This is a genomic window from Streptomyces sp. NBC_00028 (genome assembly GCF_045041065.1).
In the GTDB taxonomy this organism is placed as follows: domain Bacteria; phylum Actinomycetota; class Actinomycetes; order Streptomycetales; family Streptomycetaceae; genus Streptomyces.
Map to the genome: position 1 here is coordinate 6,720,880 of NZ_CP108293.1, position 19,258 is coordinate 6,740,137.

The window sequence follows — 19,258 nt, forward strand, 5'->3', positions numbered from 1 at the left end:
AGGTGTATTCGTCCGAACTGCTCGGGGAGCTGGACATGGGGGCCATTCCGACGCAACGGGAGAGCGATCCCCGTGCCTCTGATGCGCCTGTGCCCGACGGCGTGCTCCCGTGCGCCCGGGCGCACGCCACCCTTTCCGGGAGCTCGCACGCGCCGGGCGCCGCCCGCGCGCTGCTGCGCGCCGCGCTCGCCGAATGGGCCGAACTCGGCCTGCCCGGCGCCGACCAGCTCACCGATCGCCTCACCGACGACCTCACGATCGTGACCAGCGAACTCGTCACCAACGCGGTCGTCCACGCGGGCACCGACATCGCACTGGACTGCCGTATGGAGGCCACCGGCGCGGTCGTCGTGGAGGTCACCGACCACCACCCCTCGCGCGCCCCGCGCGCCGGAGCGCCCGAACCGCCGTACGACAGGAGCGAGTTCGCCGTCGGCGCGCCGGAAAGCCACCCCGGCACACCGGAGTACGGCCGCGGCCTTCGCCTGGTCGCCGCCCTCGCCGAGTCGTGGGGGATCACGTACCGCACCGGCTCCAAGACGGTGTGGGCCCGGCTCACCGACGACGGCTGTGCGGCCGTCGGCGACCTCGACCCGTACCCGGGGGAGCGCGGTCTGCGGGTCGCCGAGATCCTCGCGCCCGAACCCCAGCGCGCCGAGCGCGACCGGGAGTGGCTCAACCGAGGCGCCCTGTCCTTCCTCGCCGAGGCCTCCGACCTGCTCGCCGGGCAGCTCGACGAGGACCTGGTGGCCGCGCTCGCCGGACAGCTGATCGTGCCGCGGCTGGCCGACTGGTGCGCGGTGTGGCTGGAGGACGAGCTCATGGGGCGCTGGGGCTCACCGCGCGGGGCCGAGGCCGACGGCGCGGGCGGCGTCGGAGGCTGGGGCGCCGACGCGATCGCCGGGCCGGGGCCGCGGCTGGCCCGCGTCTGGCACGGCAGCGAGAACCTCATCGAGGATCTGCGCCGGGCCCTGGAGAAGGAGGCGCCGCGACCTCCCGACCCGCCGCGCTCGGGGCCCGTCTCCTTCCCCTGGCCCGGCGAGGCGCTCGGCCCGCACGGCACCCACGGCGCGGCTCTCGCGTACCGCCTGATCGCCGGCGGCCGCCCGCTCGGCACGCTGGTCATCGGACGGGCGGGCCTGCTGCGCTTCCCCGACGAGATCACCGGGCTCGTCGAGGACCTGGGCCGCCGGGTCGCCCTCGCCATCAGCGCCGCCCGCCAGTACGCCCGCCAGGCCACCATCAGCGCCGTCCTCCAGCGCGGGCTGCTGCCCGGCGCCGTCGCCGAGATCCCCGGGGTGAGCAGCGCGCTCGTCTACGAGCCCTGCGACAAGGCGGGCCCCAGCGGCGACTTCTACGACCTCTTCCCGTCCGGCGACGGCCGCTGGTGCTTCGCCATCGGCGACGTCCAGGGCAAGGGCCCGGAGGCGGCCGTCGTGATCGGCCTTGCCCGGCCCTGGCTGCGGCTGCTGGCCCGCGAGGGGTACGAGGTCGCCGATGTCCTCGACCGTCTCAACCAGCTCCTCCTCGACGACGCCACCGAGGCCGCCGACGCCGCCGCCCGCGCCTTCGCCGGACCGGCCGGCCTCGCCGCGGCCGCCGACGGCCCGCAGACCCGCTTCCTGTCCCTCCTCTTCGGCCAGCTCGTGCCCTTCGACGGCGGCGTCCAGGTCACCCTCGCCTCCGCCGGCCACCCGCTGCCCCTGCTGCTGGGCCCGGACGGCGGGGTCCGCACGGTCGCCCAGCCGCAGACCCTCCTCGGGGTCGTCGAGGACGCCGTCTACACCAGCGAGGTCATCGAGCTGCGCCACGGCGACACCCTCCTGTGCGTCACCGACGGGGTGACGGAGCGGCGCAGCGGCTCCCGCCAGTTCGACGACGGCGACGGCCTCGCCGAGGCCCTCGCCGGCTGCGCGGGCCTGACCGCCCCGCTCATCGCCGAGCGCATCAAACGGCTGGTGCACGAGTTCGGCGTACGACCGCCCGATGACGATCTTGCCCTGCTGGTGCTCCAGGCCGAGTAGTCGGCGGGGTGCTGGACAATGGAAGGCATGCCTTCCGCACTCCCCGACGGCGAGCCCGTCCCCGACGACGGCGCACTCCCCGCGCACGCGCTCTCCGGAGCCGCCGAGCGCCCCCTCGGGTTCTATCTGCACGTCCCGTACTGCGCGACCCGCTGCGGGTACTGCGACTTCAACACCTACACCGCCACCGAGCTGCGCGGCAGCGGCGGTGTCCTCGCCTCCCGCGACAACTACGCGGACACCCTGATCGACGAGATCAGGCTCGCCCGGAAGGTCCTCGGGGACGACCCGCGTCCCGTCCGGACGGTGTTCGTCGGGGGCGGTACGCCGACCCTGCTGGCCGCGGGTGATCTCGTACGGATGCTCGCGGCGATCCGCGACGAGTTCGGCCTCGCGCCGGATGCCGAGGTCACGACGGAGGCGAACCCGGAGTCGGTCGACCCGGCGTATCTGGCGACCCTGCGCGCGGGCGGCTTCAACCGGATCTCCTTCGGCATGCAGAGCGCGAAGCAGCATGTGCTGCGCGTGCTGGACCGGACCCACACGCCCGGGCGCCCCGAGGCGTGCGTGGCGGAGGCGCGGGCGGCGGGCTTCGAGCACGTCAACCTGGATCTGATCTACGGCACCCCGGGCGAGTCGGACGACGACTGGCGGGCGTCGTTGGACGCGGCGATCGGCGCGGGGCCGGACCACGTCAGCGCGTATGCGTTGATCGTGGAAGAGGGCACGCAGCTGGCCCGGCGGATCCGTCGCGGCGAGGTGCCGATGACCGACGACGACGTGCACGCGGACCGGTATCTGATCGCGGAGGACGCGTTCGCGGCGGCCGGGTTCGACTGGTACGAGGTCTCCAACTGGGCGACCTCAGAGGCCGGGCGGTGTCTCCACAACGAGCTGTACTGGCGCGGCGCGGACTGGTGGGGGGCTGGTCCTGGGGCGCACTCGCATGTGGGCGGGGTGCGGTGGTGGAACGTGAAGCATCCCGGCGCGTACGCGACGGCGCTGGCGGCGGGGAGATCGCCGGGGGCGGGGCGTGAGGTGTTGTCGGAGGAGGACCGGAGGGTCGAGCGGATTCTGCTGGAGCTGCGGCTGCGGGAAGGGGTGCCGCTTGATCTGCTCCGTGAGGAGGGTCTGCGAGCTGCTCGCCGGGCGCTGTCGGACGGGCTGCTGTGGCAGGAGTCGTACGACGAGGGGCGCGCGGTGCTGACGCTTCGGGGGCGGCTGCTGGCGGATGCGGTGGTGCGGGACCTGGTGGACTGAGAGGTCGTTGGGCGGGTGCGGGCCGGTGGGGGCTGGTCGCGCCCACGCGGCGGAGCCGCAAATGGACACAGCCCCGCGCCCCTTTAGGTGGGTCCAGTCAGGCCGTGACGAAATCGATCAGTTCTTCTACTCGGCCCAAGAGCTCCGGCTCCAGGTCCCTGTAAGAGTTCACCCGCTTCAGAATTGCCTGCCATACCGCGCCCGTGTTCTCCGAGGGCCAGCCCAGGGCCTTGCACACGCCCGTTTTCCAGTCCTGGCCGTGGGGGACTCTGGGCCACGCCTCGATGCCCAGGGACGACGGTTTCACCGCCTCCCAGATGTCGATGTAGGGATGGCCCACGACCAGGGCGTGTTCGCTGGTGACCGAGGCCGCGATACGGGACTCCTTGCTGCCCGGCACCAGGTGGTCCACCAGGACGCCCAGGCGGGCGTCGGGGCCCGGGGCGAAGTCGGCCACGATCGTCGGGAGGTCGTCCACGCCCTCCAGGTACTCCACGACCACGCCCTCGATGCGCAGGTCGTCGCCCCAGACCTTCTCGACCAGCTCGGCGTCGTGCCGGCCCTCGACGTAGATGCGGCCGGCGCGGGCCACACGCGCGCGGGCGCCGGGGACGGCGACCGAGCCGGAAGCCGTACGCGTGGGTCGTACGGGAGCCGCTGACGACGGGCGTACGAGCGTCACCACCCGCCCCTCCAGCAGGAAGCCCCGCGGCTCCAGCGGGAATACCCGGAGCTTGCCGAAGCGGTCCTCCAGGGTCACCGTGCCCGCTTCGCAGCGGATCACCGCGCCGCAGAAACCGGTGCCGGGCTCCTCGACCACCAGGCCGGGCTCGGCCGGGACCTCCGGGACGGGCTTCGGCTTCTTCCACGGCGGGGTCAGATCGGCGGAGTACTGGCGCATTCGGATGACGATAGGAGAAGCCGGGGTGCGGTCAGGGCGACACGCCGAAACGCCGCGCCAGGGCGTCGCGCTGTGCCCGGACGAACGCCGCGTCCACCACCGCTCCGTGACCGGGCACGTACAGCGCGTCCTCGCCGCCCAGGGCGAGGAGGCGGTCCAGGGCGGCCGGCCAGTGCGACGGTACGGCGTCCGGACCCGCCTGCGGATCACCGGACTCCTCGACCAGATCGCCGCAGAACACCACCTCGGGCGAGCCCGGCACCAGCACCGCGAGGTCGTGTGCGGTGTGCCCGGGGCCGACGTTGGCCAGCAGGACCTGCCGGCCGCCGCCCAGGTCGAGGGTCCACTCGCCGGAGACGAGATGACGGGGGTGGGTGAGGGAGTCCACGGCCTCGTCGGCCCGCCCCACCTCCAGGCCGTTGCGGATCGCGTCCGCGCGCAGCTCCGCGCGGGCCTGCTGTTGGCCGAGCAGCGTGTCCATGCCGACCGGCCCGAACACCTCCGCGCCCGCGAACGCCGCCGCGCCGAAGACATGGTCGAAGTGGGGGTGGGTCAGCGCGAGATGAGTCACACGGTGCCCGGCGAGCGACTCCGCCTGCGCCCGCAGCCGCGCCCCCTCCGCGAGGCTCGACCCGGCGTCCACCAACAGGGCCGTCTCCGCCCCGACGACCAGGCCCGCCGTGCAGTCCCAGACCGGCAGCCGGCACCGGCCCACCCCGGCCGCGACCCGCTGCCACCCCAGCTCTTCCCAAGTCACCGTCATACCGCGACGCTAGCCGTACGAGCGGTTCACGAGCTGTCACACCCCGACCGACCTTGCCCGGGTGGCACCCCACCGCCGTACACTGGGCCGCGGGGAACGCTGGCACTCGGACGGACAGAGTGCCAGGCAGGGGCCTGGGGATCGACTTCTGGAGGTGTGCGCGATGCTGAGTGAACGCAGGCTTCAGGTGCTGCGCGCCATCGTCCAGGACTATGTGGGGACGGAGGAGCCCGTCGGCTCCAAGGCCCTCACCGAGCGGCACAGCCTCGGCGTCTCCCCGGCGACCGTGCGCAACGACATGGCCGCCCTGGAGGACGAGGGGTACATCGCCCAGCCGCACACCAGCGCCGGGCGCATCCCCACCGACAAGGGCTACCGCCTGTTCGTCGACAAGCTCGCGGGCGTCAAGCCCATGACCGCGCCCGAGCGGCGCGCGATCCAGAACTTCCTCGACGGCGCCGTCGATCTCGACGACGTGGTGGCCCGGACCGTGCGGCTGCTCGCGCAGCTCACCCGGCAGGTGGCGGTGGTGCAGTATCCGTCGCTGACCCGGTCCACCGTGCGGCATGTGGAGCTGCTCTCGCTCGCCCCCGCGCGGGTGATGCTCGTCCTGATCACCGACACGGGCCGGGTCGAGCAGCGCATGGTCGACTGCCCGGCGCCCTTCGGGGAGGCCTCGTTGGCCGATCTGCGGGCGCGGCTCAACAGCAAGGTCGCGGGGCGTCGGTTCACCGATGTGCCGCGGCTGGTCGAGGACCTGCCCGAGGGCTTCGACGTCGAGGATCGGGGTACGGTCGCGACAGTGCTCTCCACGCTGTTGGAGACACTGGTCGAGGAGAACGAGGAGCGGTTGATGATCGGCGGCACCGCCAATCTCACCCGTTTCGGACATGACTTCCCCCTCACCATCCGGCCGGTCCTGGAGGCACTGGAGGAGCAGGTCGTGCTCCTCAAGTTGCTTGGCGAGGCCGGGGATTCGGGCATGACCGTACGCATCGGTCACGAGAACGCCTATGAGGGACTCAACTCAACTTCGGTGGTGTCGGTCGGCTACGGTTCGGGCGGCGAGGCAGTAGCCAAGCTCGGCGTGGTCGGACCGACCCGCATGGATTACCCGGGAACGATGGGAGCGGTACGAGCGGTGGCACGGTACGTCGGACAGATCCTGGCGGAGTCGTAAGTGGCCACGGACTACTACGCCGTTCTCGGCGTGCGCCGCGACGCGTCGCAGGATGAGATCAAGAAGGCGTTCCGTCGGCTCGCACGCGAGCTGCACCCGGACGTCAACCCGGATCCGAAGACCCAGGAGCGGTTCAAGGAGATCAACGCCGCTTACGAGGTGCTGTCGGACCCGCAGAAGAAGCAGGTCTACGACCTCGGCGGCGACCCGCTGTCCCAGGCGGGCGGCGGGGGCGCGGGCGGCTTCGGCGCCGGTGGCTTCGGGAACTTCTCGGACATCATGGACGCGTTCTTCGGTACGGCGTCCCAGCGCGGTCCGCGCTCGCGCACCCGGCGCGGCCAGGACGCGATGATCCGGCTGGAGATCGAGCTCGACGAGGCGGCCTTCGGCACCACGAAGGACATCCAGGTCGACACGGCCATCGTCTGCAACACCTGCAACGGTGAGGGCGCGGCGCCGGGAACCTCGGCCCAGACGTGTGACATGTGCCGCGGGCGCGGTGAGGTCTCGCAGGTGACGCGGTCCTTCCTGGGCCAGGTCATGACCTCGCGTCCGTGCCCGCAGTGCCAGGGGTTCGGCACGGTGGTTCCGACGCCGTGTCCCGAGTGCGCCGGTGACGGCCGGATCCGCTCCCGTCGCACGCTGACCGTGAAGATCCCGGCCGGTGTGGACAACGGCACGCGGATCCAGCTCGCGGGTGAGGGCGAGGTCGGGCCCGGCGGCGGTCCCGCCGGTGACCTGTACGTCGAGATCCATGAGCTGCCGCACGCGATGTTCCAGCGGCGCGGTGATGATCTGCACTGCACGGTGACGATCCCGATGACGGCGGCGGCGCTCGGCACGAAGGTGCCGTTGGAGACGCTGGACGGCATGGAGGAGGTCGACATCCGGCCGGGCACGCAGTCCGGGCAGTCGATCCCGTTGCACGGGCGCGGTGTCACGCATCTGCGGGGCGGCGGCCGGGGCGATCTCATCGTGCACGTCGAGGTGCAGACCCCGAACAAGCTGGACCCGGAGCAGGAGCGCGTGCTGCGCGAACTGGCGAAGCTGCGCGGCGAGGAACGGCCCCAGGGGCAGTTCCAGCCGGGGCAGCAGGGCTTGTTCTCGCGGCTGAAGGATGCGTTCAACGGTCGCTGACGCGGGCTGGGGGTGCTGCTGGGGGTCCGGGGGTCGTCCCCCGGGTGGGCACAGTCAGCCGGGGCAGCAGGGCTTGTTCTCGCGGCTGAAGGATGCGTTCAACGGTCGCTGAGGCGGGCTGGGGGTGCTGCTGGGGGTCCCGGGGGTCGTCCCCCGGGTGGGCACAGTCAGCCGGGGCAGCAGGGCTTGTTCTCGCGGCTGAAGGATGCGTTCAACGGTCGCTGACGCGGGCTGGGCGTCGACGGTGAAAGCCGCTCGGCGCCCAGTGGCATCAGTGGACTATGCCAGGTGGAAGGCTGGATTCGGACTTGTTCGGGGGACGTGACAACATGCGGGCATGTCCTCCGCGCTGACCGATCTCTTCCCCCATCCGATCGTGCAGGCCCCCATGGCGGGCGGGGTCTCCGTGCCGCGGCTGGCCGCGGCCGTGTCCGACGCCGGGGGGCTCGGGTTCCTTGCCGCCGGGTACAAGACGGCCGACGGCATGTACCAGGAGATCAAGCAGCTGCGCGGGCTCACCGGACGGCCCTTCGGCGTTAATCTGTTCATGCCGCAGCCCGAGTACGCGGACCCGGCCGCCGTGGACGTCTACTCGCACCAGCTGGCCGGGGAAGCCGCCTGGTACGAGACCGAGCTCGGCGACCCCGAGAGCGGCCGGGACGACGGATACGACGCCAAGCTCGCCGTACTCCTCGACAATCCCGTACCCGTCGTCTCCTTCCACTTCGGGGTGCCGGGCGGTGAGGTGCTGGAGGCGCTGCGGAGGGCCGGGACCTTCACCCTCGTCACCGCGACCACCCCGGACGAGGCCCTCGCCGTGCAGCGGGCCGGGGCCGACGCGGTGATCGCGCAGGGCGTCGAGGCCGGCGGACACCAGGGCACCCATCGGGACATCCCCGAGACCGACGGCGCCGGGCTCGGGCTGCTCTCGCTCGTCGGGCAGATCCGGGAAACCGTGGGGATCCCGGTCGTCGCCGCCGGCGGCCTCATGCGCGGCAGCCAGATCGCCGCCGTCCTCGCCGCGGGCGCCAGTGCCGCCCAGCTCGGCACCGCCTTCCTCGCCACCTCCGAGTCCGGCGCCGCCGACCTCCACAAGCAGGCGCTGACCAACCCGCTCTTCGTCCGCACCGAACTGACCCGCGCCTTCTCCGGACGGCCGGCCCGCGGGCTCGTCAACCGGTTCCTGCGCGAGCACGGTCCGTACGCCCCCGCCGCCTACCCCGAGGTCCACCACCTCACCTCCCCCCTGCGCAAGGCAGCCGCCAAGGCCGGTGACCCGCAGGGCATGGCCCTGTGGGCGGGACAGGGGCACCGGATGGCCCGCCCGCTGCCCGCCGGGCAGCTCGTGGAGGTGCTGGCGGCCGAACTCGCCGACGCCACGACAGCGTTGTCCGGATTCCGGAACGCCGGAGGTGACCCGCGATGACCGCTCCCGTGTTCGTGGTCGAGCACTTCGACGCCGGTGGCGGCGGCCACTACGTCCTCGACGGCCCCGAGGGACGGCACGCCGTCTCCGTGAAGCGCCTCCAGCCCGGCGAGGACGTCATCCTCACCGACGGCGCCGGCCGCTGGGCCGACTGCGTCGTGCTCGGCACCGAGGGCAAGGACCGGCTGATCGTCCAACTGGACCGCGTCAGCGAGGAACCGGTGGCGCAGCCGCGCATCGCCGTCGTCCAGGCCCTCCCCAAGGGCGACCGCGGTGAACTCGCCGTCGAGACCATGACCGAGGTCGGCGTCGACGCCGTCGTGCCCTGGCAGGCGGCCCGCTGCATCACCCAGTGGAAGGGCGACCGCGGGCTGAAGGCGCTCGGCAAGTGGCGGGCCACCGCCCGCGAGGCCGGCAAGCAGTCCCGCCGCGTCCGCTTCCCCGAGGTCGCGGACCTGGCCACGACCAAACAGGTCGCCGCGCTGCTCGCCCGCGCCGACTTCGCCGCCGTACTCCACTCCGACTTCGAGCGCGGCAGCCAGGCGCTCGCCACCGCCGGCCTCCCCGACGAGGGTGAGATCGTCCTCGTCGTCGGCCCCGAAGGGGGCGTCGCCAAGGACGAGTTGGCGCTCTTCGAGGAGGCCGGTGCGAAGGCGTACGTGCTGGGCCCTACCGTGTTGCGTACGTCGACCGCCGGGACGGCGGCCGCGGCCCTGCTCCTCGGCCGCACCGGCCGCTGGTCCTGACCGATCCTCCGGGGGAAACACCGTGGAACTCGCCCAAGTACGGCTCCTCGTCACCGACTTCGCCGCCTGTTACCGCTTCTACGCCGAAGTCCTCGGCCTGAAGCCGCAGTCGGGGGCGACCGAGGGACCGTACGAGAAGTTCAGCCCCTCCACCGGGGCGGCCGGCATCGCCCTCCAGGACCGGGCGATGATGGCCGGGATCCTGGGCGAGTTGGGCGACGAGGCGAGCGGACACCGGTCGCTCGTGGTGCTGCGCGTCGACAACCTGGACTCCTACTGCGAGCAGATCACCGGGCGGGGCGCCGTCCTGCTGCACGGCCCCGCGCCCATGACCGACCGGATGCGGGTCGCCCACCTCAAGGACCCGGAGGGGAACCTGGTGGAACTCCAGGAGTGGCTGCTGCTGCGCGCCTGAGGTCGACGGCCTCGGCGACGGCGTGGAAGAACTCCCAGCCGTCCAACTCACCGTCGCCGGACGGCAGCAGACCACGCCGGTTCGCCTCGTCCAGCAGGGCGCGTACGACGGCCGGCTCACGCAGGTTGATGCCCGCGCCCTGGCCGTCCATCGCCCAGCCCTGGAACCAGATGTCCCCCTCGGAGACATACCGGCCCGAACCCGCGCCGCCCGCCCGGAACACGAACCGGGTACGCCGGCCGCCCCGGTGCAGCGTGACGATGTCCCGCCAGACGCCGTCGACGCCCTTTTTCTGGCGGAAGTTCCACAGATACGTCGTCAGCTCGTCGACGACGAGCCGACGGAGCCGGCGGTCTTTGCGCATGGCGTCAGGTTAGGTGGGCGGGCAGTGGTCGGTCTCCGGGTTTTCTGCCGGGATCAGTTGCACGTCCTCGCGGCGGACGGCGAAGGATTCCTGGGCCTCGCCGTCGTTGCGACGAGGGTCCCAGAGCCAGATCCAGTCGCCGGTGGTGCCGAAGGACAGCACCGGGTGGTCGGTTGGGGCGGGGCCGTTGTCGACGGCCAGGGGTTTGCCGGGGTCCAGCGGGTGCAGACACATGAAGTGGCCGTGGATACCGAAGTACGAGGGTTCGGAGCCGTGCCGGGCGGCACTCTCGGCCGCCCGGCCCGCCGCGGTCGCGGCATCCTTCGTGCCCAGACCGATCGCAGTCAGGGCGTACACCAGCGTCAGCAGGGTCGCGAGGACCACGGCGAAGAACCGGTTGCCGCTGTCCCGGCCGAAGTGGAAGTGGCGTCCCCAGCCGACGACCGCCAGGAAGAACAGCCCGCTGCCCAGTGCCAGCGCCATGGGTTCGGCCGCCACGAGGTATCTGCCAAGGCTCGGTGTCGGCACGGCACCCCCCTGGATGTCGAAGCGGTCCAGGTAGTCGTCGTGCATCTGCCCGCCCAGCCACCCCACCAGTGACCACAGCACCGGTACCGACAGCGGCACCAGCCAGGCGGCGTGCCGGACGAAGAAGGTGCGGCGCAGGGCGAGCACCGCGCCGAAGCCGGTGAACGCGGCGATCGCCACGAGCAGCAGCCCCGCCCAAAGACCCCCGGGGGTGACGTCCTGCCCCACCAGCGCCCCGAATCCCGCCGTTGCCGTGGTTCCCGCGACCCCCACGGCCCACTGCACCGGCCACTTCTTGTCCCGGGTCTCCCGCGCGGCCCGGCCCAGCGGCAGCGCACCCGCCGTGCTCAGCAGGGCAGGCAGCAGTCGCCACCAGCCGTCCGCCCACACCACGTACGTCCCGCAGACGTACGCCAGCACGAGCCCGATGGCCCCCGCAATGACATCCGACCTCCGCACCCGCCGATCGTGCGCCGACTCGTCGAGCGGCGGACTCGCGTCGGAATGCCCCGGTACCCGCAGTCTGTGCACCGACGGGTCGAACGCGCGGCCGCCCAGCGCGCGTGCGGTCAGCTGGTCGCGCGCCTCGTCCTCGGAGTGGGGCCCCGCCGGCACGGTCACCGCCCGCTGTTCGTCCGCCAGCCCCAGCCACGTCACCAGTGTTCGCCAACTCGGCTGCACGCGGTGCACGTTGTACGTCGTCATCGGCTCACGTGCGTGCTCCACCAGCGCCGCATCCCGCACCCAGGCCCCCAACTCGGCCTGTTTGACCAGCCGTTCCACCGCCGCCGTGGCCGTGCGCAGCGCCCCGAAGCGAGCCCCGTGCAGCCGTACCTCCACCACCAGCGTCACACGATTCGCCACCGTGTCGGACGTCGCCGGACGCACGGTCCATCCCCGCTCCTCGAACAGGCGTGTCACATAGGCCACTTCGTCCGCCTGATCGACCACGTCCACCAGCATCCGCACCCGGCGCCTGCGCGGCGGCGCGGGCGGTGTCGCCGGGTCGGTCCCGGCGTCCGCGCCCTGTGTGGAGTCGTCCGGGGGTTGGGGCGGCGAGGTGGGCAAAGGGGGCCTCCAGTGATCGTGTGTCACTCGATTGTGGGTGAGTGTCCGTATGTGCTCTACCGCGGCGGGCGGGACAGTGGGAAGCTGCCCTCCATGGGGGTATTGAGGAGGATTTGGCGGCACCGGGGCCGGCGTGTCGGCGCGGTGGCCGCGCTTGTCGTCGTGACCGTCGGAGGGGCCGTTGCCTGTGATCCCGCGGGGCTGAGTTCCGCGTCGGTGGCGTACACCACCGATCAGACCGTCACCAAGGAGCTGGAGCGGCAGCACGCCAAGGTGCAGTGGCTCACCTGCCAGGCCTCCTACGGGAACCGTCCTACCCCGACCGCGACGGAGAACGCCGTCGCCGAGGTGCACTGCACCGGGGAGACCGACAGCGGCAAGGACATCAAGGCCGACGGGAAGATCACCCGGGTCGTCAACGGGCAGTGTGTGCGGGGGGAGTTGACCGCGAAGATCGACGGGAAGCAGTGGTTCCAGGTGAACGGGCTGGGCAACTGCAACGCCACCCCGGAGCCCACGCACGGCAACGGCCAGCCCGGTGCCACGGTCACCGTGACCGTCACGGAGACCGTGTGGTGCGACAAGTACCCGGACTGCCGCCCGGTGCAGGGCAAATGACCTTAGGGTGATCGGGTGACCCAGCCCGTGACGCCCGCGTATCTCCGATACCCGCACCTGACCGGCGACTTGGTGGTCTTCACCGCTGAGGACGACGTGTGGATCGCGCCCCTCGACGGCGGCCGGGCCTGGCGGGTCAGCACCGACAACGTGCCGGTCTCCACGCCCCGTGTCTCACCCGACGGCACGACCGTCGCCTGGACCTCGACGCGCAACGGGGCACCCGAGGTGCACATCGCGCCGGTCGACGGCGGCCCGGCGAAACGGCTCACCCACTGGGGGAGTTGGCGTACCCAGGTGCGTGGCTGGACCCCGGACGGGCAGGTCCTCGCCCTCACCACCCACGGCCAGGCGAGCCTGCGCCGCTCCTGGGCGCACGCCGTCCCGCTCGACGGCGGGCCGTCCACCGTCCTGCCGTACGGCCCGGTCGGCGCCGTCGCCCAAGGGCCGTCCACCGTGCTGCTGTCCGCGCCCATGGGGCGGGAGGCGGCCTGGTGGAAGCGGTACCGGGGCGGTACCGCGGGCAAGCTGTGGATCGATGACGGAGGCGACGGGGAGTTCGTACGGCTGCATGAGGAGCTCGACGGGAACATCGAGTTCCCGGTGTGGGCGGGGGAGCGGATCGCGTTTCTCTCCGATCACGAGGGTGTGGGTGCGCTCTACTCCTCCCTCGCCGACGGAAGCGATCTGCGCCGGCACACGCCGGTCGACGGGTTCTACGCCCGGCACGCGGCCGGGGACGGCACCCGGGTCGTCTACGCCTCGGCCGGTGAGCTGTGGGTCCTCGACGACCTGGACGGGGCGGAGCCGCGCCGGCTGGACATCCGGCTCGGCGGGTCGCGGGCCGACCTCCAGCCGTACACCCTGAACGCCTCCCGCTGGGTCGAGTCGGCCTCCCCCGACCACACCGCGCGCGGCAGTGCCGTCTGTGTGCGCGGTGCCGTGCACTGGGTCACCCACCGCTCCGGTCCCGCCCGCGCGCTGGCCGCGCAGCCCGGCGTGCGGTCCCGGCTGCCGCAGGCCTTCCGGGCCGACGGCGAGGAGTGGGTGGTGTGGGTGACGGACGCCGAGGGCGACGACGCCCTGGAGTTCGCGCCCGCCACCGGCCTCGCCCCCGGCGCCACCCCGCGCCGGCTCGCCGCCGGACAGCTCGGCCGGGTCCTCGACCTGACGATGGCGCCCGACGGCAGCCGGGCCGCCGTCGCCTCGCACGACGGGCGCGTCCTCCTCGTCGAGCGCGAGACCGGCGAGGTCCGCGAGGTCGACCGCAGCGAGGACGGCGACGCCTCCGGGCTGGTCTTCTCGCCCGACTCCGCCTGGCTCGCCTGGTCCCACCCCGGCCCGCGCCCGCTGTGCCAGCTCCGCCTCGCCAACACCACCGACCTGTCGGTCACCGAGGCGACCCCGCTCCGCTTCCAGGACTACGCCCCCGCGTTCACCCTCGACGGCAAGCACCTGGCGTTCCTCTCCACCCGCTCCTTCGACCCGGTCTATGACGAGCATGTCTTCGACCTGGCCTTCGTGGAGGGCGCCCGCCCGCACCTCATCACCCTCGCCGCGACCACCCCCTCGCCCTTCGGCCCGCAGCGCCACGGCCGCCCCTTCGACGCGCCCGACAAGGACGAGACCCCCGACAGCGAGGGCACTCCCGCCACCCGCATCGACCTCGACGGGCTCGCCGACCGGATCGTGCCGTTCCCGGTGGAGGCCGCCCGCTATTCCGACCTGCGCACCGCCAAGGACGGTGTCCTGTGGCTGCGCCACCCGGTGCGCGGGGTGCTGGGCGCCTCCCGGGCCACGCCCGACGCCCCGGACCCCAAGACCGAGCTGGAGCGCTTCGACCTCGTCCAGCAGCGCATCGAGCATCTGGCCGCCGACGCCGACCACTTCGCCGTCAGCGGCGACGGCAAACGGGTCCTGCTGTGGACCGACGGCCGGATCAAGGTCGTACCGAGCGACCGCCGCGCCTCGAACGACGACGACAGCGACTCCAACATCACCGTCGACCTCACCCGCGTCCGCCAGACGATCGACCCGGCGGCCGAGTGGCGGCAGATGTACGACGAGACGGGCCGCCTCCTGCGCGACCACTTCTGGCTCCCCGACCTCGGCGGCGCCGACTGGGACGGCGTCCTGGACCGCTACCGCCCCGTCCTCGACCGCGTCGCCACCCACGACGACCTCGTCGACCTCCTGTGGGAGGTCCAGGGCGAGTTGGGCACCTCGCACGCCTACGTCGTCCCGCGCGGCGGCCACGGCAACGGCGCCCGGCAAGGTCTGCTCGGTGCCGACATCTCCCGCCATGAGGACGGCAGTTGGCGTATCGACCGCATCCTGCCCTCGGAGACCTCCGACCCCGACGCCCGTTCCCCGCTCGCCGCCCCCGGCGTCGCGGTCCGCGCCGGGGACGCGATCGTCGCGGTCGCCGGACGGCCGGTCGACCCGGTGACGGGCCCGGGGCCGCTGCTCGTCGGCACGGCGGGCAAGCCGATCGAGCTGACGATCTCGCCGTCGGGCGGCGGAGACGTACGGCACGCGGTCGTCGTCCCGGTCGCCGACGAGGAGCCGCTGCGCTACCACGCCTGGGTGAGCGACCGCCGGGCCTACGTCCACGAGCGCTCCGCCGGCCGCCTCGGCTACCTCCACGTCCCCGACATGCAGGCCCCCGGCTGGGCCCAGATCCACCGCGACCTGCGCGTCGAGGTGGCCCGCGAGGGCCTGGTCGTCGACGTCCGCGAGAACCGCGGCGGCCACACCTCCCAGCTGGTGGTGGAGAAACTGGCCCGCCGGATCGTCGGCTGGGCCCGCCCCCGCGGCATGCGCGCCTACAGCTATCCGCAGGACGCCCCGCGCGGCCCGGTGGTGGCCGTCGCCAACGAGTTCTCCGGCTCCGACGGCGACATCGTCAACGCGGCCATCAAGGCCCTCGGCATCGGCCCGGTCGTCGGCACGCGCACCTGGGGCGGGGTGATCGGCATCGACAGCCGCTACCACCTCGTCGACGACACGCTCGTCACCCAGCCCAAGTACGCGTTCTGGCTGGAGGGTTACGAGTGGGGCGTGGAGAACCACGGCGTGGACCCGGACGTGGAGGTCCTCCAGCGCCCGCAGGACCACGCGGCCGGCCGCGACCCGCAACTGGACGAGGCGATCAGGCTGGCGCTGGAGGCGCTGGAGGGGACTCCGGCGAAGGTGCCTCCGTCGCTTCCCTGACCTGCTCGATACGATGCCCCGAGACATCGGGCGAAAGGGCGAGAGGACGAACATGCCAGGGGAGCCGCAGGCGGACTGCCTGTTCTGCAAGATCGTCGAGGGCCACATCCCGGCGACCATCGTCCGCGAGTCGGACACCACCGTCGCCTTCCGGGACATCAACCCCCAGGCGCCGACGCATGTCCTGGTCATCCCGAAGGTGCACTACAGGGACGCCGCCGCCCTCGCCGCCGCGGAGCCCGTCATCGCCGCCGACGTGCTGCGCGAGGCGCAGACCGTCGCCGACGAGGAGAAGCTGGAGAGCTACCGCATCGTCTTCAACACGGGCGCCGGCGCGGGCCAGACCGTCTGGCACGCGCACGCGCACGTCCTCGGTGGCCGCGGCCTCGAATGGCCCCCCGGGTAAGTCACCGTGTCCGTACGTGAATTGGTGGTCCTCGGCACCGCCAGCCAGGTCCCGACCCGGCACCGCAACCACAACGGCTACCTGCTGCGCTGGGACGGCGAGGGCATCCTCTTCGACCCCGGTGAGGGCACCCAGCGCCAGATGCTGCGCGCCGGCGTCGCCGCGCACGACCTGAACCGGATCTGCGTCACCCACTTCCACGGCGACCACTCCCTCGGTCTCGCGGGCGTCATCCAGCGCATCAACCTCGACCGCGTCCCGCACGAGATCACCGCCCACTACCCGAAGTCAGGGCAGCGCTTCTTCGACCGGCTGCGGTACGCGACGGCGTACCGGGAGACCGTCGGCATCACCGAGGCACCGGTGAGTGAGGACGGCGTGCTGGCCGTGGCTTCTTCCTATGCGCTGGAGGCCCGCAAGCTCTCCCACCCCGTCGAGTCGTACGGCTACCGCCTCGTCGAACCCGACGGCCGCCGTATGCTGCCCGACCGCCTCGCCGCGCACGGCATCAAGGGTCCGGACGTCGGGCGCATCCAGCGCGAGGGCGCGGTGGGCGGTGTGACGCTGGCGGAGGTCAGCGAGGTCCGGCGCGGGCAGCGGTTCGCGTTCGTCATGGACACCCGGCTGTGCGACGGCGTCCACGCCCTCGCCGACGGCTGCGACATGCTCGTCATCGAGTCCACGTTCCTCGACGAGGACACGCACCTCGCGGTCGAACACGGCCACCTCACCGCCGGGCAGGCCGCGACCGTCGCCCGGGACGCCGGCGTACGGCATCTCGTGCTCACCCACTTCAGCCAGCGCTACACCGACCCCGACGAGTTCGAACGGCAGGCGCGGGCGGCCGGGTTCGAGGGGGAGCTGACGGTGGCGCACGACCTGCTGCGGGTGCCGGTTCCGAAACGGCGGTAAAGCGGTCGTACGATTCTTTGATGCCCCTCCCCAAAGCTGAACTGCACCTGCACATCGAAGGCACGCTGGAGCCCGAGCTGGCGTTTGAGCTGGCCGCACGCAACGGCGTCGAGCTGCCGTACGCGGACACCGAAGAGCTGCGCAAGGCGTACGACTTCGACGACCTCCAGTCCTTCCTGAACCTGTACTACGAGCTCATGGCCGTGCTCCGCACCGAGCGCGACTTCGAGGACCTGGCGAACGCCTATCTCGCCCGCGCCGCCGCGCAGGGCGTGCGGCACGCGGAGATCTTCTTCGATCCGCAGGCGCACCTCGCGCGCGGTGTGGGCATGGGCACGGTCGTGGACGGGCTGTGGCGGGCGCTCGGTGAGAGCGAGGCGCGGCACGGTGTCTCCACGCAGCTGATCATGTGCTTCCTGCGGGACGAGTCCGCCGAATCGGCCCTGGAGACGCTGGAGGCCGCCAAGCCGTACCTCGACCGGATCGTCGGCGTCGGGCTCGACTCCGCCGAGGTCGGGCATCCGCCGGTGAAGTTCCGCGAGGTGTACGAGGCCGCTGCCGCGCTGGGGTTGCGGCGGGTCGCCCATGCGGGGGAGGAGGGGCCGCCGGAGTACATCACCGAGGCGCTGGACGTGCTCGGGGTGGAGCGGATCGACCATGGGCTGCGGTGCATGGAGGATCCGGAGCTGGTGGAGCGGCTCGTGCGGGAGCGGGTGCCGTTGACCTTGTGCCCGTTGTCCAATGAGCGGCTGCGGACGGTTGATGTGCTCGCGGATCATCCGTTGCCGGCGATGTTGGACGCGGGGTTGTTGTGCACGGTGAACTCTGACGACCCCGCCTACTTCGGGGGGTACGCCGGGGACAACTTCGATGCGGTGCGCTCCGCGTTGGGGTTGGGGGAGGAGCGGTTGCGGGAGCTTGCTCGGAACTCGTTCGTGGCGAGTTTTCTGGAGCATGACGAGGAGCGGCGGGCTCGGTATCTCGCGGAGGTTGAGGCGTATCGGTTTTGAGTTCGGCTGCGGGTTCGGTGGGGGCTGGTCGCGCCCACGCGGCGGAGCCGCAAATCGATACAGCCCCGCGCCCCTAAAAGACAAAAGCCTCTACGCAGCCGTTGCCTTGTCGTACGTTGGCGCTTCCACCGGGATCTCCACCACCGGCAGGGAGCGCCTTCCCTTGCCCATTGCCACCGCTGTCATCGGTACGGCGATCAGGAGCAGGCCCGCTGCCAGAACCACGCCCATCGCCGCGAAGCCCGCCTGTGCCGACAGGAGGCTTCCTGCCAACGGGCCCGCCGCCGTGCCCAGGGACGACGCCGAGCCGACCAGGACCGCCCAGCGGCCTCGGGGGTCGAGGGAGGCGGCGAGGCCTATGACGTACGACAGGACGATCGGGTAGAGCGTGTTCCAGGCGATCTCGCCGGTCGCGAACGTGGTGAGGTCGGTCGCGGAGGCGCTCAGGGCGATGCAGGCGGCGATGAGGGCCGTGCCGGCGCCGATGGGGAGGGCCCTGCCGAGGCGGGGGCCGAGGGCGCCCGCGCCGATGACGCCGAGCAGTCCGGCGCCGAGGGCGATCGCGAAGACCGCGCCGACGGTGGCCTCGGTGAGGTGGGCCTGGTCGAGGCCGATGCGGCCGCTGACGCCCCAGAGGGAGTTCTGGGCGAGGGACCAGCACGGGAGGGTGAGGGCGAGGAGCAGTCCGGCGCGCAGGTGCGGGAGGGGGCTCTTGGGCTGGTGCCGGGTGCGGCGGGGGGCCGTGGACGCGGGGAGGCGCGCGGTCAGGGGCCAGACCGCCAGTGCGGTGAGGGCGATCGCCGCCAGGGGCTGGCCGTGGCCCGGACCGAGGTGCGGGACCGTCAGATAGACGGCGCCGGCGAGCGCGGAGACGCCCAGCAGACCGAATGTGGTGGTGCGGTGCGGGTCGGGCTGGGCGGCGATCCCGGTGGCGGCCACCGCGGTCGCCGTACCGGAGCCGAAGCCGCCGGCCAGGACGCCCGCGATGACGGCGGGGACGGTGTGGGTGAGGGCGGCGCCGCCGTAGCCGAGGACGGCGAGCACGAGGCCGATCCGGGCCAGGAGGCGAGGGCCGACGCGGTCGACGCGGGAGGCGAGCAGGAAGCCCGCCGCGGCCGAACTCAGCAGCAGCGCACTGCCGACGGCGCCCGCCTGGGTGGCGGAGAGGGGAAGTCCCGAGTCGAGCCTGCCGACGGTGGTCGGGAGGAGGTACGGGGCGAGGTACCCGGCCGTGAAAAGGGCGACGAGGGGCCAGGGCGTGGTGGAGCGAGGGGCGGACACGGGCGT

At 72.4% G+C, this 19,258-nt stretch carries 17 protein-coding genes; 12 read left to right on the plus strand and 5 right to left on the minus strand.

Annotated features, from left to right (window positions below; translation table 11 throughout):
- The first annotated feature begins 35 nt into the window (after positions 1 to 35).
- Together OG885_RS30185 and hemW are read left to right on the plus strand one after the other, a co-directional pair.
- Positions 36 to 2,024 carry a SpoIIE family protein phosphatase gene (locus OG885_RS30185; RefSeq protein WP_405737337.1) on the plus strand — a complete coding sequence of 663 codons (1,989 nt, stop codon included), beginning with the start codon at positions 36 to 38 and terminating at the stop codon, positions 2,022 to 2,024.
- A gap of 27 nt (positions 2,025 to 2,051) precedes the next feature.
- Positions 2,052 to 3,284 carry a radical SAM family heme chaperone HemW gene (gene hemW / locus OG885_RS30190; RefSeq protein WP_405737340.1) on the plus strand — a complete coding sequence of 411 codons (1,233 nt, stop codon included), beginning with the start codon at positions 2,052 to 2,054 and terminating at the stop codon, positions 3,282 to 3,284.
- A 97-nt stretch (positions 3,285 to 3,381) separates the two neighbouring features.
- Here hemW and OG885_RS30195 read toward each other — a convergent pair whose 3' ends face one another.
- Together OG885_RS30195 and OG885_RS30200 are read right to left on the minus strand one after the other, a co-directional pair.
- Positions 3,382 to 4,185, minus strand: coding sequence for a DUF3097 domain-containing protein (locus tag OG885_RS30195; RefSeq protein WP_405737343.1), 804 nt, complete (start codon positions 4,183 to 4,185; stop codon positions 3,382 to 3,384).
- Between the two features lie 31 nt (positions 4,186 to 4,216).
- Positions 4,217 to 4,948, minus strand: a complete 732-nt coding sequence (locus OG885_RS30200) for an MBL fold metallo-hydrolase (protein ID WP_405737345.1) — start codon at positions 4,946 to 4,948, stop codon at positions 4,217 to 4,219.
- Positions 4,949 to 5,111: 163 nt separating this feature from the next.
- Between OG885_RS30200 and hrcA the strand changes: the two genes are divergently transcribed.
- The 5 genes from hrcA (at position 5,112) to OG885_RS30225 (ending at position 9,852) form a co-directional block, all read left to right on the plus strand.
- Positions 5,112 to 6,128 carry a heat-inducible transcriptional repressor HrcA gene (gene hrcA / locus OG885_RS30205; RefSeq protein ID WP_405737348.1) on the plus strand — a complete coding sequence of 339 codons (1,017 nt, stop codon included), beginning with the start codon at positions 5,112 to 5,114 and terminating at the stop codon, positions 6,126 to 6,128.
- Positions 6,129 to 7,265 (plus strand): molecular chaperone DnaJ, encoded by a 1,137-nt coding sequence (gene dnaJ, locus OG885_RS30210; protein WP_405737350.1) that lies wholly within the window; start codon positions 6,129 to 6,131, stop codon positions 7,263 to 7,265.
- 337 nt (positions 7,266 to 7,602) lie between these two features.
- A complete protein-coding gene (locus OG885_RS30215; protein ID WP_405737353.1) occupies positions 7,603 to 8,691 on the plus strand; it encodes a nitronate monooxygenase in 1,089 nt (362 codons plus the stop codon).
- On the plus strand, positions 8,688 to 9,437 hold the full coding sequence (locus OG885_RS30220) for a 16S rRNA (uracil(1498)-N(3))-methyltransferase (RefSeq protein WP_405737355.1): 750 nt from the start codon (positions 8,688 to 8,690) through the stop codon (positions 9,435 to 9,437). The genes OG885_RS30215 and OG885_RS30220 overlap by 4 nt, the downstream gene beginning before the upstream one ends.
- A gap of 22 nt (positions 9,438 to 9,459) precedes the next feature.
- Entirely contained in the window at positions 9,460 to 9,852 is a 393-nt protein-coding gene (locus OG885_RS30225) for a VOC family protein (protein WP_405737358.1), read from the plus strand.
- Here OG885_RS30225 and OG885_RS30230 read toward each other — a convergent pair.
- The gene (locus OG885_RS30230) at positions 9,794 to 10,216 is read right to left on the minus strand and encodes a hypothetical protein (RefSeq protein WP_405737361.1); all 423 of its coding nucleotides are present in this window, start codon (positions 10,214 to 10,216) and stop codon (positions 9,794 to 9,796) included. The genes OG885_RS30225 and OG885_RS30230 overlap by 59 nt on opposite strands.
- A 9-nt stretch (positions 10,217 to 10,225) precedes the next feature.
- A complete protein-coding gene (locus OG885_RS30235; RefSeq protein WP_405737363.1) occupies positions 10,226 to 11,812 on the minus strand; it encodes a hypothetical protein in 1,587 nt (528 codons plus the stop codon).
- Positions 11,813 to 11,905: 93 nt separating this feature from the next.
- Here OG885_RS30235 and OG885_RS30240 point away from each other — a divergent pair, with 93 nt between their 5' ends.
- The 5 genes from OG885_RS30240 to OG885_RS30260 are packed head-to-tail and all read left to right on the plus strand — an operon-like array spanning position 11,906 to position 17,971.
- Complete coding sequence (locus OG885_RS30240; RefSeq protein ID WP_405737366.1) at positions 11,906 to 12,430, plus strand: hypothetical protein; 525 nt, start codon at positions 11,906 to 11,908, stop codon at positions 12,428 to 12,430.
- Positions 12,431 to 12,445: 15 nt separating this feature from the next.
- On the plus strand, positions 12,446 to 15,643 hold the full coding sequence (locus tag OG885_RS30245; protein WP_405737369.1) for a S41 family peptidase: 3,198 nt from the start codon (positions 12,446 to 12,448) through the stop codon (positions 15,641 to 15,643).
- A 52-nt stretch (positions 15,644 to 15,695) separates the two neighbouring features.
- A complete protein-coding gene (locus tag OG885_RS30250; RefSeq protein WP_405737371.1) occupies positions 15,696 to 16,049 on the plus strand; it encodes a histidine triad nucleotide-binding protein in 354 nt (117 codons plus the stop codon).
- Positions 16,050 to 16,055: 6 nt separating this feature from the next.
- A complete protein-coding gene (locus OG885_RS30255) occupies positions 16,056 to 16,961 on the plus strand; it encodes a ribonuclease Z (protein WP_405737373.1) in 906 nt (301 codons plus the stop codon).
- Between the two features lie 20 nt (positions 16,962 to 16,981).
- On the plus strand, positions 16,982 to 17,971 hold the full coding sequence (locus OG885_RS30260) for an adenosine deaminase (protein WP_405737375.1): 990 nt from the start codon (positions 16,982 to 16,984) through the stop codon (positions 17,969 to 17,971).
- Between the two features lie 90 nt (positions 17,972 to 18,061).
- Here OG885_RS30260 and OG885_RS30265 read toward each other — a convergent pair whose 3' ends face one another.
- Complete coding sequence (locus OG885_RS30265) at positions 18,062 to 19,252, minus strand: MFS transporter (RefSeq protein WP_405737377.1); 1,191 nt, start codon at positions 19,250 to 19,252, stop codon at positions 18,062 to 18,064.
- Between the last annotated feature and the right edge of the window lie 6 nt (positions 19,253 to 19,258).

Excerpts from the sequence above, each read along its gene's own strand:
- OG885_RS30185 (WP_405737337.1), top strand. The coding sequence starts at position 36 with ATGGGGGCCATTCCGACGCAACGGGAGAGCGATCCCCGTGCCTCTGAT.
- hemW (WP_405737340.1), top strand. The coding sequence starts at position 2,052 with ATGCCTTCCGCACTCCCCGACGGCGAGCCCGTCCCCGACGACGGCGCA.
- OG885_RS30195 (WP_405737343.1), bottom strand. The coding sequence starts at position 4,185 with ATGCGCCAGTACTCCGCCGATCTGACCCCGCCGTGGAAGAAGCCGAAG.
- OG885_RS30200 (WP_405737345.1), bottom strand. The coding sequence starts at position 4,948 with ATGACGGTGACTTGGGAAGAGCTGGGGTGGCAGCGGGTCGCGGCCGGG.
- hrcA (WP_405737348.1), top strand. The coding sequence starts at position 5,112 with ATGCTGAGTGAACGCAGGCTTCAGGTGCTGCGCGCCATCGTCCAGGAC.
- OG885_RS30215 (WP_405737353.1), top strand. The coding sequence starts at position 7,603 with ATGTCCTCCGCGCTGACCGATCTCTTCCCCCATCCGATCGTGCAGGCC.
- OG885_RS30220 (WP_405737355.1), top strand. The coding sequence starts at position 8,688 with ATGACCGCTCCCGTGTTCGTGGTCGAGCACTTCGACGCCGGTGGCGGC.
- OG885_RS30230 (WP_405737361.1), bottom strand. The coding sequence starts at position 10,216 with ATGCGCAAAGACCGCCGGCTCCGTCGGCTCGTCGTCGACGAGCTGACG.
- OG885_RS30240 (WP_405737366.1), top strand. The coding sequence starts at position 11,906 with ATGGGGGTATTGAGGAGGATTTGGCGGCACCGGGGCCGGCGTGTCGGC.
- OG885_RS30250 (WP_405737371.1), top strand. The coding sequence starts at position 15,696 with ATGCCAGGGGAGCCGCAGGCGGACTGCCTGTTCTGCAAGATCGTCGAG.
- OG885_RS30260 (WP_405737375.1), top strand. The coding sequence starts at position 16,982 with ATGCCCCTCCCCAAAGCTGAACTGCACCTGCACATCGAAGGCACGCTG.